Raw genomic sequence first — 15,111 nt, 5'->3', positions numbered from 1 at the left:
GTGTGCCTCAAATCTCCGTGGTCGACCGGTCCCGTTCCTTGACCGTTTCCAGCAGGAGCTGGGAGACGTCGCGCACGGTGACGTTGTCGCCACGCTGCTCGCTCTGCCGCTGGACGAGGCCGTCGTTCAGCATCACGCGGCAGAACGGGCAGCCGGTGACGATGGTCTCGGCGTCCGTGCCGAGTGCCTCGTCGACGCGTTCGAGGTTGATGCGCTTGCCGATCTGCTCCTCCATCCACATCCGCGCGCCACCGGCGCCGCAGCAGAGGGAGCGGTCGGCGTGCCGGGGCATCTCGCTGAGCGTGGCGCCGGTCGCGCCGACGAGTTCACGCGGCGGCTCGTAGACCTTGTTGTGGCGGCCGAGGTAACACGGGTCGTGGTAGGTCACCGGGCCGGCGTCGACCGGTTTGACCGGGGTCAGCTTCTTGGCGCGGACCAGGCGGTTCAGCAGTTGCGTGTGGTGCAGGACCTCGTAGTGCCCGTCGAGTTGCGGGTACTCGCGGCCGAGCGTGTTCAGGCAGTGCGGACAGGTGGTGACGATCTTGCGCGTGCCCGCTTCGCGGCCCTCGAACACCGCGTTCAGGGTCTCGACGGTCTGCTGCGCGAGCATCTGGAAGAGGAATTCGTTGCCCGAGCGGCGGGCCGGGTCGCCGGTGCAGGACTCGTCGGTGCCGAGGATCGTGTACTTGACCCCGGCCAGGTGCAGCAGTTCCGCGGTGGCGCGGACCGTTTTGCGGGCGTTGTCGTCGAACGCGCCCGCGCAGCCGACCCAGTAGACGTACTCGACGTCGTCGGCGAGTTCACCGTCGAAGATCGGCACCTCGAAGTCGAGGTCCTTCGTCCAGGCGAGGCGATCGGAGTTGTTCTGGCCCCAGGGGTTTCCCTTGGCCTCGAGGTTCTTGAACAGGACGCCGAGTTCGCTCGGGAAGGCGGACTCGATCATCACCTGGTAGCGGCGCATGTCCACGATATGGTCGACGTGCTCGATGTCGACCGGGCACTGCTCGACGCACGCCCCGCAGCTGGTGCACGACCAGAGGACGTCCGGATCGATGACGCCGTTGTCGTCCTTGGTGCCGACGAGCGGACGCTCTTCGGGGGCTTCCTTGCCGTCCAGGATGTACGGCGCCTTGTCGAAGAGGTGGTCCCGCAGGTCCATGATCAACAACTTGGGCGACAACGGTTTCCCGGTGTTCCACGCCGGGCACTGCGACTGGCAGCGGCCGCATTCGGTGCAGGTGGCGAAGTCGAGCATGCCCTTCCACGTGAAATCTTCGATCTTGCCGCGGCCGAAGGTGTCGTCCTCACCGGGATCCTCGAAGTCGATCGGCTTACCGGCCGATTCCATCGGCAGCAGCGGACCGAGCGCGTCCGGCAGCCGTTTGGCGGTGACGTTGACCGGCGCCAGGAAGATGTGCAGGTGCTTGGAGTAGAGCACGATCGACAGGAACGCCAGCATCACGCCGATGTGCAGCAGCAGCCCGACGGTCTCCAGCGGCTCGGTGATCGAGGCGCCCAGTGGCTCCAGGAGTTCGCCCACGCCAAGGGAAACCCACGCGCCCGACTCGTACGGGAAGACACCGACCGCCGCCGACGCGCCGCGGAAGAGGAACATCGTCCAGATGACGTTGAAGATCATGAACAGGATCAGCCAGGCGCCACCGGTGTGCGATCCGAAGAACCGGGACGCGCGCTCCTTGCGTTCCGGGGCCTGACGGATCCGGATGACCGCGAAGACCGCGAGTGAGACGACCACCGCGACCGCGATGAAGTCCTGCAGGAAGCCCAGCGCCGCCCAATGCCCGATGAGCGGGATGTGGAAGTCGTGGTCGAACAGGGCGCCGTACGCCTCGAGATAGACGGAGCCGAGGATCACGAAGCCCCAGAACGTGAACAGATGCGCGAGGCCGGGGACGGACCACTTCAGCAGCTTGCGTTGTCCGAAGACTTCGGCGAGATGCGTTTTCGCGCGGACGGCCATGACGTCCGAGCGTTTTTCGTCCGGCTGACCGGACCGGATCAGGCGGTAGAGCCAGGCGGCGCGGCGGGCGGCGAAACCGAGTCCGACGACCGTGATGAGCAGACCGAGGATGAGACGAACGAGCACGAGTCCTCCGGGGGAGAATCGGCTCAGTGAGAGCCGGTGTAGTACCGGCACGCCTTGCAGGCGTACCGCATTTTGGCCACTCGCCACCGTTTTCGGTAGATCTCGAGGTGCCCCGGCCGTGGTGGGTGCACGCCGAGTCTGCGGTGACGACGGATCCGTCGTCCCATTTCGAAGAGTTCGGTCGCCAGTCCGAGATAGGCGCGTCTGAGCGCGATGCCGGTTTCCCGCGGGTGGTCGCCCGTATGGTTGTCCCGGCAGAACCGGTGCAGCAGGGCGAGGTCGGGGAGGCCGGGTGTGGTCGCGCCCCGAAGGTGTTCGACGACGCCGAGGCCGGGATGCCCCGCCGGAAGGGAGAAACGCGTGGGTAGTCCACAATGGACGCAGGTGAGCGTGCAGCTCAGACATCGGGTGACATGGCGGATCCGCCGTTCGCGCTGATCCCCGTCGATCACCTCGCGAACGTGCCAACCCAAGGGAGCCTCCAAGACCGTGGTGTGTCCTGTGTCACTCTTAATACTGGAGAGTAGGGCGCGTTCCGGTGGTGCGAAAGGTCCAACCGGATGGCTTCGGGGCCGCCGGTCGGCTTAACGCTCCGCACCCGGTCGCACCTTCCGCAACTAGAGGACTACTTGCGGCGGTGGGCGCTTTGCCGAGTAAATGAAGGCCCCTTCCTGTGCTCAGGCGCAAGGAAGGGGCCTTCATGTCCTTCGGGCCACGCAAGGCGCCGGAGCGCGTGGGTCGCCGGAGTAGGGCTTGGGTGGTGTGCACACGCTTCGGCTTGCGTGTTCCCAATGTCGCATCTGAGTCGCTGAGTTGTCCCCAATGTGGCATTGGGGACCCTCAACGATCGGGAGCGCTCCGATCCAGGACGACGGCCCGCCGCAAGTAGTCGACTACTCGCGCACCCCGCACGCTTCCGCACACCGTGACCCACTCGTAGCCGAAAACCGCCCGCCCGGCGTCACTCGCTGGTTATAGTCCGGACCCGGGGTAATGGGGGAGGGAAACGACGGCGATGGGCGGGTTCGTCACCGCGGCTCTGGGGTTTCCGGCCGCGCTTTTCAGCTTCCTGCTGATCGTGGTGGTCGGCTATTGGCTGCTGGCACTGCTCGGCGCCGTCGACACAGACGACTTCGACGGTGGCGACGGGCTCCTGGCAGGCTTCGGCGGGGTCCCACTGTCCATTTCGCTCTCTTTGCTGATCGCGTTCACCTGGTTCGCCAGCCTGGCAGGGACGGTCCTACTCGATGACCTGGAACTTTCGACACCCGCGAGGATCGGGTCCGGTGTCGGCGTGCTCGCCGTCGCGCTCGTCCTCGGCACACTCGGGACGAGGGTGATCGTGGTGCCGCTGCGTCGCGTCTTCGGTCCCGCGAAAGAACCGAGCAGGCGAGACTTCGTGGGTCGCGCCGCGGTCATCCGCACCTCGTCGGTGACCCACGACTTCGGCCAGGCCGAGGTCGCCGCCGCCGACGGGTCGACGGCCATTGTGGACGTTCGTCAGGCGGGTCAAGGCAACCTGACGGCGGGCAGCCGCGTAGTTCTCTATGACTACGACTCCGAAGGCGAGTTCTTCTGGGTCGAGTCTTTGGACATCTGAAGCAGAAAAGGAACACTATGGGTGCCATCAGCGTGGGGGCCGGCGTTCTGATCGCCGTGATAGTTGTCATCCTCCTGGTCTTGCTCTTCACGATCACCAGGTTGTTCAAGAAGGTGCCGCAGGGGAAGGCGCTGATCATCTCGAAGGTCCGCCGGGTGGACGTCACGTTCACCGGCGCGGTCGTCCTGCCGGTGCTGCACAAGGCCGAGATCATGGACACCTCGGTCAAGGCGATGGAGATCACCCGTACCGGCCGTGAAGGCCTGATCTGCCGGGACAACATCCGCGCCGACATCCGGATCTCGTTCTTCGTCCGGGTCAACAAGACCGTCGAGGACGTGATCAAGGTCGCGCAGGCGATCGGCACCGAGCGGGCGAGCGACGAGGCGACGCTGCAGGAACTGTTCAACGCCAAGTTCTCCGAGGCGTTGAAGACCGTCGGCAAGCAGCTCGACTTCGTGGATCTCTACACGAAGCGGCACGAGTTCCGCGACCAGATCATCCGCGTCATCGGCACCGACCTCAACGGGTACAGCCTCGAGGACGCGGCCATCGACTACCTCGAGCAGACGCCGATGGCACAGCTCGATTCCGCGAACATCCTCGACGCGCAGGGTATCCGCAAGATCACCGAGCTGACCGCGATCGAGCACGTGCGCACCAACGAGTTCCGCCGCAGTGAGGAAAAAGAAATCACCCGCCAGAACGTGGACGCCAGGGAGGCGATCCTCGAACTGGAGCGGCGGCAGGCCGACGCGGAGATCAAGCAGAACCGCGAGGTCGAGACCATGCGGGCGCGCGAAGAGGCCGAGATCGCCAAGGTGCAGGCGGAGGAGCGGCTCAAGTCGCAGGCCGCGGGACTGCGCACCGACGAGCAGCTCGGTATCCAGCACCAGAACCAGCAGCGTGAGATCGAGGTCGCGGGCAAGAACCGCGAGCGCGTCATCGCCATCGAGAGCGAGCGTATCGAGAAGGACAGGCTGCTCGAGGTCATCGGCCGCGAACGCGAGACCGAGCTGTCCCGCATCGCCAAGGACAAGGAAGTCGAGACCGAGAAGCGGTCCATCGCCGAGGTGATCCGCGAGCGGATCGCGGTCGAGAAGACGGTGGCGGAGCAGGAAGAGAACATCAAGAAGCTCCGCGTCGTAGAAGAGGCGGAGCGTCAGCGCTCGGCCATCATCATCCGGGCCGAGGCGGAAGCGCAGGAAAGCCTCGTCAAGGACATCAAGGCCGCGGAAGCCGCCGAGGTGGCGTCGAAGCACAAGGCGCGCGAGGAACTCACGCTGGCCGAGGCGCGCCAGCAGGCCGCGGAACTGGATACCCGTGCGAAGATCCGCCTGGCGGAAGGGATCCAGGCCGAGGAGGCCGCCACCGGTCTCGCCGCGGCGCAGGTCAGGGAACGTGACGCGGACGCGCTGGAGAAGGTCGGCCGCGCCGAGGCGATCGTCGCCCGCGAGAAGGCGATCGTGCTCGCCGACGGGATGCGCGACAAGCTCAAGGGCGAGGCCGAAGGTCTCACCGAGAAGGCCGCCGCGATGGCCGCGCTCGACACCGCCAGCCGCCAGCACGAGGAGTACCGCCTGCGCCTGGAGGCCGAGAAGGAGATCCGGCTCGCCGCGCTCACTGTGCAGCGTGAGGTCGCCGAGGCACAGGCCACGGTTCTCGGCATCGGACTGGAGAAGGCCGACATCGACATCGTCGGCGGTGAGACGATGTTCTTCGAGAAGATCATCGGCTCGATCGGCCTCGGCAAGAGCGTCGACGGGTTCGTCGAGCACTCCGACGTCGTCCAGACACTCGCGAAGCCGTGGCTCGACGGGTCGGGCAGCTTCACCGACGACCTGACGAAACTGCTCGGCGCGGTGAACACCGAGGACGTGAAGAACCTGACGCTGTCGGCCTTCCTGGCCAAGCAGCTGCAGGCGGGCGGCCCGGACAGCGACAAGCTGCGTGAGCTGCTCACCGTGGCACAGCGGCTCGGCCTCGCCGAGACGCCGGTCGCCGCTCTCACCCCCGTGAAGCAGTGACGGCGCCCGAACCGGCGGCAGGAACCGAGCTGGACGCGGGCACCTATGAGGTGCTCCGCGTCCGGCTCGCCGCACAGGCCGCCGAACTGGCGAAACGCGCGGACGAGCTCAACACGGCACGGCTGGGCGTCTTCGGCAGCGCGCAACTCGCGCTGATCGGCACGGAACGGATCCGCACCGCGAACAACTGCGTGCCGCGGGACGTCGTGTCGGTCGGCGGGCGGATGTTGTTCGGCTACAACGTCTTCATCGGGCTCAAACCCGAGACGACGGTCGATGACGTCTTCTCGCTGCACAGGTTCAGCCACGACGAACAAGCCTTCCGCTTCGACGACGTGCCCGCCGAAGAGCTGCCGGAGCTGTTGCGCGACGAGCAGTTCGTCCGCGACTTCGCCGAGCTGTACCGGTACTACCGGCAGGCGAAGCTGCTGCAGCTGCGGCGGGTCGAGGGCAAGCTGCTCGCGGTGTTCCAGATCGGCCCCCGGACCGAGGACATCCGGGTGCTGCGCTGGGGCATCGCCGCCGACGGCAAGGTGTCCTATGTGGACAACCGGGGTGAACGTGACCACGTCTTCCCGCCGTCACACGACTTCGAATGGGTCGAGACCGGCCGCGAGCAGCACGTTCTCGGGCGGCACCCGCACATCTCGATCGAGGACGAGGTGTTCGTCGAGACCGTCGGCGGAAACCTGACGATCAAGGTCGAGAACAACACCGAAAGCGGCGAAGGCGTCTACTCCGAACCGGTCGCCGAGCCGCTGCAGAGCCTGGCCGACGCCGAGGTCTCCTACGCCAGGATCGGCCCCCTGATCCTGCTGCGGATTCTGCCGTACAAGGAGACCGAGCACCGGTACCTGGTCTTCAACACCCGCACGCGGGACGTGGTGCGCCTCGATGGGATCGGACAGGCGTGCCAGCGGCTGCCCGAGGACCACGGGATCATCTTCCCCGGCGGCTACTACCTCGACACCGGTGTCAGCAAGACGTTCGACACCACTGTGGACGGTCTGGAATTCGAGCGCGTGATCCGCTCGCCCAACGGGGAAGACGTGCTCTACGTTTTTCACGCGCGGGTCGAGGGGCGCTCGCTTCTCCTGCCGTACAACGTGATCCGCAAAGAGGTCTCGAACCCGATCCCGTGCCACGGGTATTCGCTGTTCGACGACGGCACCATGGTCCTTTTCCGCGCGCTGTCCGACGAGCCGAGCCGCGTGCATCCGATGCAGGTGTGGCGGACGCCGTTCCAGTCGGACACGTACGCCGCGTCGCAGCCGGCCGGGACTGGGCCGCTGGAGCGGGTCGGCAACGCCGATCTGGTCCGCGGGATCTCCGACTGCCTCTCGATCGGCCGGATGATCGAGGACATGGCGCCGTCGGCGGCCGTCTTCGAGGCGCTGATCGCCGCGTGCGCGCGGGTTTTCGACCACTACCACTGGCTCGGCGAGGCCGAACTCGGTGATCTGCGGTCGCCGTTGTCGGACGTCCAGGTCACCGCCGAGCAGGTGCTCGACGAATTCGAGACGGTCACCTCGCTCACCGCGCAAGCGGCCGAAGCCGTCGAAGAGGCGGCCGCCGAAACCGCTTCACTCGTGCGGAGGGTGCGGGGTGAGGCGCTCAACGCGGCCGACGCGTGGGTGCGCAGGCTCGCCGAACTGCATCGCGCGCGGGGACATCTCGTCACCGTGCGGGAACTGCGGTATGTCGACACCGACCGGGTCGACGAACTGATCGCCGACCTCGACGAGAATTTCGGCGAGGCCGCGCAGCGGGCCGTCCGGTTCCTGCAGGGCGAGGACGCGTTCACGAGCTACCACACCGAGGTGGACGGGCTGATCGCCGCCGCGGGCGCGATCGCGACCGTCGCGGAGGCGGTCCCGGTCGCGGAACGGCTGGACGAGCAATCCGGCGGGCTCGAAGTCCTCACCGACGTCGTCGGCGGGCTGGAGATCGCGGACGCCGTGGTGCGGACCAAGATCCTCGAACGTGTCGGCGAGGTCATCGGCGGGGTCAACCGCGCCAGGGCCACCCTCGAAGCGCGGCGCAAGGAACTGCTGGAGACCGAGGGCCGGGCGGAGTTCGCCGCCGAGTTCGCGCTGCTGGCGCAGGCCATCACCGGCGGGCTCGCGGTGGCGGACACCCCGGACCGCTGCGACGAACAGCTCGGCAGATTGCTGTTGCAGCTGGAAAACCTCGAATCACGGTTCGGTGAGTTCGACGACTTCCTGATGTCGCTCGGCGAGAAGCGCACCGACGTCTACGAGGCGTTCTCCTCGCGCAAGCAGGCGCTGCTCGACGAGCGGGCACGCCGTGCGGACAGGCTGGTCGACTCGGCCGAGCGGATCCTCACGAGCGTGACCCGGCGGGTCGGCACGCTCGGCTCCGTCGACGAGATCAACACCTATTTCGCCTCCGACCCGATGGTCGCGAAGCTGCGCAGCGTCGTCGCCGAACTGCGCGGCCTCGGCGACCAGGTGCGGGCGGAAGAACTCGAAGGGCGGGTGAAGGCCGCCCGCCAGGAGGCCGGTCGCGCGCTGCGCGACCGGCTCGACCTGTACGGCGAGGGCGGGGAGACGATCCGCCTCGGCCGCAACACCTTCGCGGTCAACACGCAGGACATCGACCTCACGCTGGTGCCGCACCAGGGCGGGATGAAGTTCGCGATCACCGGCACCGACTACCGCTCGCCCGTCCGGGACGAGTCGTTCGAGGCGACGCGGCCGTACTGGGACCAGCTGCTGGTCTCGGAGTCGCCCGAGGTCTATCGCGCCGAGTACCTGGCGACGTCGATCCTGCTCGAGAAGCCGGACCTGCCGGAGACCGACCTGCTCGAGGTCGTCCGGCACGCCGCGGGGGACCGGTACGACGAGGGTTACGCGCGTGGCGTGCACGACCATGACGCGGCCGCGATCCTGTCCACGTTGCTGCGGCTGCGTTCCGGTGCCGGATTGCTGCGCTATCCGCCCGCCGCGAGGGCCGCCGCTCAGCTGTTCTGGGCGTTCGGCGCGGAAGAGTCGGCGAAATCCGCGTGGACGACGCGGGCGACGTCGCTCTCGCGGGTGCGGGAGGCGTTCGGCCACACCACGGCGATCGACTCGCTGGCGCGGGAATTCACCGAGGCGATGGCCGGGTTCACCGCGTCGTCCGGGCTGGCGCTGGACCTCGAATTCGCCGGTGAGTACCTGTTCGAGGAACTCGCCGACGCGTCGCCGGGGTTCGTCACCAGCGGCGGTGCGCGAACCTTGCTCGACAAGTTCCGGCTCGACAGGCGCAGTTTCGCCGAAGACCTGCGCGCACTCGAAGACCTCGCCGACCGGTATCAGCTCGCCGAAGCCTGGCTGTCGTCCTTTGTGGACTCCGCTGGCCTGTCCGCCGACGAGCTGACGGAAGCCGTCGCGATCGAACTGGCCGACCTACACCGCTACGATTCTTCGGCGGAACTTACGGCCACTGTGGACGGTCTGCTCGGTTCGCATCCGCGGATCGTCAACCGGTCACTGACCCTGCGGCTCGACGAGACGCTGGCAAGGACGGGGCGGTTCCGGCGTGACCGGGTGCCGGGTTTCCGGGCGTACCAGCGGCAGCGCAACGAACTGGTGGCGGCCGAGCGGGACAGGCTGAGGCTGACGGAGTACAAGCCGAAGGTGATGAGCGCCTTCGTGCGCAACAGGCTGCTCGACGAGGTCTACCTGCCGTTGATCGGAGACAACCTCGCCAAGCAACTCGGGGCGACCGGCGATGCCCGGCGCACCGACCAGTCCGGCCTGCTGCTGCTCATCTCGCCGCCCGGGTACGGCAAGACGACGCTCATGGAGTACGTCGCGAGCCGCCTCGGACTGGTGTTCGTCAAGGTGAACGGGCCGGCACTCGGGCACGAGGTCACTTCGGTGGATCCGGCGGACGCACCCAACGCGACCGCGCGGCAGGAGGTCGAGAAGATCTCGTTCGCGCTGGAGCAGGGTAACAACGTGTTGCTGTACCTGGACGACATCCAGCACACGTCGCCGGAGTTGCTGCAGAAGTTCATTTCGCTGTGTGACGCGCAGCGGCGGATGGAAGGCGTGTGGGAAGGCCGGACGCGGACCTACGACCTGCGTGGCAAGCGGTTCGCGGTCTGCATGGCCGGCAATCCGTATACCGAGCAGGGCAAGCGGTTCCGGATCCCGGACATGCTCGCCAACCGTGCCGACGTGTGGAACCTCGGCGATGTGTTGTCGGGCAAGGAAGATCTGTTCGCGCTGAGCTACGTCGAGAACTCGCTCACCGCGAACACTGTGCTGGCACCGCTGGTCTCGCGCGAACAGTCCGATGTGGACGTTCTGGTACGGCTGGCCCGCGGCGACGACGCTGTCCGGGCGGATCAGCTGAAGCACGCGTACTCGGCGACCGAACTGGAGCAGATCCTCGCCGTGCTGCGGAAACTGATCCGGATTCAGCGGATCGTGCTGAAGAACAACCAGGCGTACATCGCTTCGGCGGCGCAGGCGGACGCGTCCCGGGTCGAACCGCCGTTCCAATTGCAGGGTTCGTACCGGAACATGAACAAACTCGCGGGCCGGATCGTGCCCGCGATGAACGACGCCGAACTGGAAGCGCTGATCGACGACCACTACGCCGGTGAAGCGCAGACGCTGACCTCGGGTGCCGAGGCCAACCTGCTCAAGCTGGCGGAATTGCGTGGACGGCTGAGCGCCTCGGAGGCGCAGCGGTGGGCGGACGTGAAGGCGGCTTACCTGCGGGCGCAGGCGCTCGGCGGGAACGACGAGGACCCGATGAGCCGCGTGGTCGGCGCGGTGGGCCTGCTGGCGGACCGGGTCGGTGCGGTGGAAGCGGCGATCGAGCGGGCTTCGGAACGGATGGTCGTGCGCGAGGTGACCTGAAGCCAGGTCTCCGTGAGTGGTAAGGACGGTTGGAACCGTCCTTACCACTCCCGAGCCTCAACGGTCACCTCTTGGAATAGTCGCCGAAAAACGGCAACATCCTGTTGTGGTCGCGTGTTCGGAAACTGTCGGTGGTCGGTTGTATGTTCGCTGAGTGGACATTCACAAAGCCGCACCTGTGGCACTACTCGAAGACACAACCAACCCAAGAGTCTTGGAGGAGATCAACGCTTCCTTGAACCTCTTGGATGACAAGGGTTCTGTGGCTGTGGCTGTTGCGGCGTCGGTGGGGATCGCTCGTTTGGAGGCGGTTCGGTTCCGGGCGTTGGCGCAGTTGAATCGGCATCGTGGGGGCGCGCGGAGTGTTGCTCAGGAAGTCGCGTTCGAGTTGTCTCTTGTGGATGGTCATGCGGGTGCGATGGTCGCCGCCGCTGACGCGTTGACCACTCGTCTGCCCCGGACACTGGACCTGTTGGATCAGGGGAAAGTGAGTGGTTTCGGGGCGATGAAGGTCGCCGCGGCGACGGTGTGGTTGTCGGATGAGAACGCTCTCGCCGCTGATGCTGTGCTGGGGGACCGGTTGGCGGGGAAGAACTGCGAGCAGATCCGGAAGGCGGCGAGTCACGTCGCGGCGACGGTCGACCGCGAGGGCGCCGACAAGCGTGCCGAGCATTCTCGCGAAGGTCGTCGGCTGGCGGTGCGGCAGGGCGAGACGGGGGTGGCGTCGATCGAGGTCGAGGACGGTCCTGTCGAGAAGGTGAACGCCGCCTACACCCGGATCGATCGTGCGGCGCGGGCGCTCAAGACCGGCGACGAAACCCGCACTCTTGATCAGCTGCGCGCCGACGTCGCCCTCGACCTCCTACTGAGCGGGCGAGGCGGGGTGAGTGAACGCACGGAGGTGTTCCTCTATATGGACTTGTTCACCTACCTCGGGCTGAATGGTGATCCGGCGGAGATGGCCGGGCACGGTCATCTTCCGGCTACGCTGGCCCGTCACATCGCGACCGGACCCGACACGGTATTACGCCGGATCATCACCGATCCGCTGTCCGGGCAGGTAGTGGACCTGGGCCGGGACCGGTACCGGCCCACCGCGGGGCTTGACGAGTACGTCCGGGTCCGCGATCGCGAATGCCGAAGACCTGGCTGTCACCGTCCCGCCCAGGCCTGCGACCTCGACCACACCGTGCCGTGGCAGTTCGGTGGCCGTACCGACGCCGCCGACCTCGTCAGCTTCTGCCGCCGAGACCACCGCCTCAAAGACGAACCCGGCTGGACCTACCACCTCACACCCGACGGCACCCTCACCATCACCACCCCCACCGGACAGCGGCACGACAGCACGCCCCCACCCCTGCACACGCCCCGCCCGAAAACACCCCAAGACGAACCACCACCGTTCTAAAAGCACATTGCCGACAAACGGCTACTGGCTTGTTCGCGCTGTCAGGACCCGGTGTCGTCTGCTGCGCGGTTGTCAGCCGCTCCGCCAGCGGGGCCGCTGTCACGTCCGTTGCCGAGAATCGGCTATCGCTGTTCCGTGCCACTACAAGCCAGTGCCGCCGGCCGCGCGGCCGCCGGTCGTTCCGCGCGCGGGACTGGTGACGTGCGGTCGGTCCTCCGCCACCGTGCTGAAACACTTTGCCGAAAGATGGCTACTCGTTTGTTCGCGCGACGTATGCCACCGCCCGCCTCCAATGCCGAAAACCGGCCACACGTTCGTTCAAGCCGCTTACGAGCCCCGTGTCGTCAGCCGCTCCGCCAGCGGGGCCGCTGTCACGTCCGTTGCCGAGAATCGGCCATCGCTCCCGTGCCACTACAAGCCAGCGTTGCCGGCTGCGCGGCCGCCGGTCGTTCCGCGCGCGGGACTGGTGACGTGCGGTCGGTCCTCCGCCACCGTGCTGAAACGCTTCGCCGAAAAACGGCTACTCGTTCGTTCGCGCGACGTATGCCACCGCCCGCCTCCAATGCCGAAAACCGGCCACACGTTCGTTCAAGCCGCTTACGAGCCCAGTGCCGTCAGCTGCGCGGTCGTCAGCCGCTCCACCAGCGGAGCCGCTGTCACGTCCGTTGCCGAAAAGCGGCCGTGTGGCCGCCAGTCGTTCCGCGAGCGGGACCGGTGACGTGCGGCCGGTCCTCCACCCCCGTTCTGACCCATCGCCGAAAAGCGGCTATCCCTCGCCACTCACGAATCCAGCGCCGCCACTTGCGCCGCCGTGAGCCGCTCCACCAACGGAACCGCCCGATACTCCCCGCCGCCGGAAACCACCGTCACCGGACCGGCCACGTGCGGATGTTCGACGGCGACCCGCACAGCCTCCAGCACCCGATCCGAAGACCATCCGAGAGCGATCGACAGCGACTCCAGGGCGAGCGGGCGCCCGGCGTGCAGCAGGGCGGCGAGCACGGTGACCGCGTCCGCGACGAACACCGCGACCCGGTCGTCCAGCATGACTTCGTTGATGCGCGCGTGGAATCGGGCGAGGTCGTCCATGCGGGCGCCCGCGGGTGTCGACGTGCCGAGGACTTCGGTGCCTCGCCGGGCGATCTTGACCCACTCCTGATTCGCACGGACGCTCTCGGCCCACACCCGTTGCGGCATCTCTTCGTCGACGACGTACCGTTCCCGCCGCCCGTCCCGTTCCCGCTTGAGCATCGCCTGCGTTTCGAGATAGCCGACGGCGTTCGAGATCGACGCCGGGCTGACCTGGAGCCGCTGGGCGAGTTCGGTCGCGGTGTGCACGCCGTCGTCGCTGACGGACAGGCACGCGAGCACTCGCGACATCATTCGCGGCAGTCCGGTCTCGACCATCATTTCGGTGAAGTCCGTCTCGAAGCGGCGCACGGCTTCCGGGTCGCGGTCGTAGCCGCGGGAGACGGCGGGAGCTGCCGGGGCGGGTGGTTTCCGACGGCGCCGAGCCCGTTCGCCGGTCACCCGGCTCGCCTCTTCGGCGCGGTAGCCGGAATGACCGCTGTTGCGCGCGACCTCACGGCTGATGGTCGACGTCGGGCGCTCGAGTCGCCGGGCGATCTCGGCGTATCCGAGGCCGTCTTTGAGCCACGCCGCGATCAGCCGCCGGTCCTCCAGCGTCAGCCTGCCGCCCGGCATGGGTGCCTCCTGTGCGTTCACGCGCAGATCAATGCAACGAAGCGTTGCATTCATCGGCAAAACAGTTGCAACGATTTCACGAACTCTACCAGCTGTAACCGTTAAATTCCGCAAGTGAACTTTTGAGCGATCAATGAATGCAACGTAGCCTTTTGTCATGGCTGAAGATCTGGGAGGAACAGCTGTGACGAACTCAGTACCCCATCTCGCGGAATTGCCCCTCGAACGACCGACGGGCTGCCCGTTCGACCCACCCGCCGAACTCGCCGGGCTGCGTGACGAGCACCCGCTCGTCCGACTGACTTTCCCCAACGGCCACGAAGGCTGGCTCGCGATGGGACACGCGGTCGTCCGGAACGTCATCGCGGATCCCCGGTTCAGCGCGCGACAGGAGCTGCTGCGGTCGCCACTGCCGGGCGCCGCCGCGATGGAGGTGTTTCCGCCGGCGGAGCCGGGGATGTTCATCAAGATGGACGATCCCGAGCACGGCCGCTATCGCAAGCTGCTCACCGGCAAGTTCACCGTCCGCCGGATGCGGCTGCTCACCGAGCGGGTCGAGCAGGTGACCACCGAGCACCTCGACGCCATGGAGCGTCAAGGGTCGTCAGCCGATCTGGTGACGGCCTTCGCGCAGCCCATTCCGGCGCTGATGATCTGCGAACTGCTCGGTGTCCCGTTCGCCGACCATGAGTTCTTCCGGCGCAATGTCATGCCGTTGAACAGCCCGGCCGCTTCACTGGCCGAGCAGGAAGTCGCGATCAACGCCCTCGGGGAGTACCTCTACAAGCTCGTCGTCGCGAAGCGGGCCGAGCCGACCGACGACATCCTCGGCGAGCTGGCCACCACGGAACTCACCGACGAAGAACTCACCAGCATCGCGTTCCTCTTGCTGGGGGCCGGTTTGGACACCACGGCCAACATGCTGGCGCTGGGCACTTTCGCGTTGCTCCAGCATCCGGACCAGCTCGAAAGTTTGCGCCAGGACCCGGAGAGTGTCGACGGGGCGGTCGAGGAACTTCTGCGCTACCTGACCATCGCGCACACCGGTATGCGCACCGCGCTGGAAGACGTGGAAATCGGCGGGCAGATCGTCAAGGCGGGGGAGACGGTCGCGCTCTCGGCGATGGCCGCCAACCGCGATCCGCTGAAGTTCCCCGAACCCGACCGGCTCGATCTCCGCCGGAACGCCGCCGGGCACGCGGCCTTCGGGCACGGCGTCCACCAGTGCCTCGGCCAGCAACTCGCGCGAGTGCAGATGAAGGTCGCCTTCACCGGGCTGTTCGCCAGGTTCCCGGCGCTGCGGCTCGCTATTCCCGCCAGCGAGGTTCCGATGCGGACGGACTCCGACATCTACGGGGTGCACGCGCTCCCGGTGGCCTGGTGAACGC

At 66.9% G+C, this 15,111-nt stretch carries 8 protein-coding genes; 5 read left to right on the top strand and 3 right to left on the bottom strand.

The annotated features are described in order from the left end of the window. Nucleotides 1-7 precede the first annotated feature (7 nt). Nucleotides 8-2,107 (bottom strand): (Fe-S)-binding protein, encoded by a 2,100-nt coding sequence (locus ACM6LU_RS24295; RefSeq protein ID WP_414940054.1) that lies wholly within the window; start codon nucleotides 2,105-2,107, stop codon nucleotides 8-10. Between the two features lie 23 nt (nucleotides 2,108-2,130). Then, nucleotides 2,131-2,580 (bottom strand): hypothetical protein, encoded by a 450-nt coding sequence (locus ACM6LU_RS24290; RefSeq protein ID WP_414940053.1) that lies wholly within the window; start codon nucleotides 2,578-2,580, stop codon nucleotides 2,131-2,133. Nucleotides 2,581-3,122: 542 nt separating this feature from the next. Between ACM6LU_RS24290 and ACM6LU_RS24285 the strand changes: the two genes are divergently transcribed. The 4 genes from ACM6LU_RS24285 (at nucleotide 3,123) to ACM6LU_RS24270 (ending at nucleotide 12,019) form a co-directional block, all read left to right on the top strand. Beyond that, the gene (locus ACM6LU_RS24285; RefSeq protein ID WP_414940052.1) at nucleotides 3,123-3,707 is read left to right on the top strand and encodes a hypothetical protein; all 585 of its coding nucleotides are present in this window, start codon (nucleotides 3,123-3,125) and stop codon (nucleotides 3,705-3,707) included. 17 nt (nucleotides 3,708-3,724) lie between these two features. Beyond that, nucleotides 3,725-5,734, top strand: coding sequence for a flotillin family protein (locus ACM6LU_RS24280; RefSeq protein WP_414940051.1), 2,010 nt, complete (start codon nucleotides 3,725-3,727; stop codon nucleotides 5,732-5,734). Beyond that, a complete protein-coding gene (locus tag ACM6LU_RS24275; protein ID WP_414940050.1) occupies nucleotides 5,731-10,611 on the top strand; it encodes a DNA repair ATPase in 4,881 nt (1,626 codons plus the stop codon). Before ACM6LU_RS24280 ends, ACM6LU_RS24275 begins: the two co-directional genes overlap by 4 nt. A gap of 178 nt (nucleotides 10,612-10,789) precedes the next feature. Then, nucleotides 10,790-12,019, top strand: a complete 1,230-nt coding sequence (locus tag ACM6LU_RS24270; RefSeq protein WP_414940201.1) for a DUF222 domain-containing protein — start codon at nucleotides 10,790-10,792, stop codon at nucleotides 12,017-12,019. Nucleotides 12,020-12,799: 780 nt separating this feature from the next. Here the strand turns inward: ACM6LU_RS24270 and ACM6LU_RS24265 are convergent. Then, entirely contained in the window at nucleotides 12,800-13,723 is a 924-nt protein-coding gene (locus tag ACM6LU_RS24265; RefSeq protein WP_414940049.1) for a helix-turn-helix domain-containing protein, read from the bottom strand. Between the two features lie 184 nt (nucleotides 13,724-13,907). Here ACM6LU_RS24265 and ACM6LU_RS24260 point away from each other — a divergent pair, with 184 nt between their 5' ends. Next, nucleotides 13,908-15,107: a cytochrome P450 gene (locus ACM6LU_RS24260; protein WP_414940048.1), complete on the top strand. Its 1,200-nt coding sequence runs from the start codon at nucleotides 13,908-13,910 to the stop codon at nucleotides 15,105-15,107. Nucleotides 15,108-15,111 lie beyond the last annotated feature (4 nt).

Source organism: Amycolatopsis sp. cmx-11-51 (assembly GCF_047608665.1).
In the GTDB taxonomy this organism is placed as follows: Bacteria; Actinomycetota; Actinomycetes; order Mycobacteriales; family Pseudonocardiaceae; genus Amycolatopsis.
Note: the sequence above shows the minus strand (reverse complement) of the source record. Positions and strands in the feature narration are given on the sequence as shown.

Bases quoted from the DNA above. Each gene is read 5' to 3' on its own strand.
- ACM6LU_RS24285 (WP_414940052.1), top strand. From the start codon at position 3,123: ATGGGCGGGTTCGTCACCGCGGCTCTGGGGTTTCCGGCCGCGCTTTTC.
- ACM6LU_RS24280 (WP_414940051.1), top strand. From the start codon at position 3,725: ATGGGTGCCATCAGCGTGGGGGCCGGCGTTCTGATCGCCGTGATAGTT.
- ACM6LU_RS24265 (WP_414940049.1), bottom strand. From the start codon at position 13,723: ATGCCGGGCGGCAGGCTGACGCTGGAGGACCGGCGGCTGATCGCGGCG.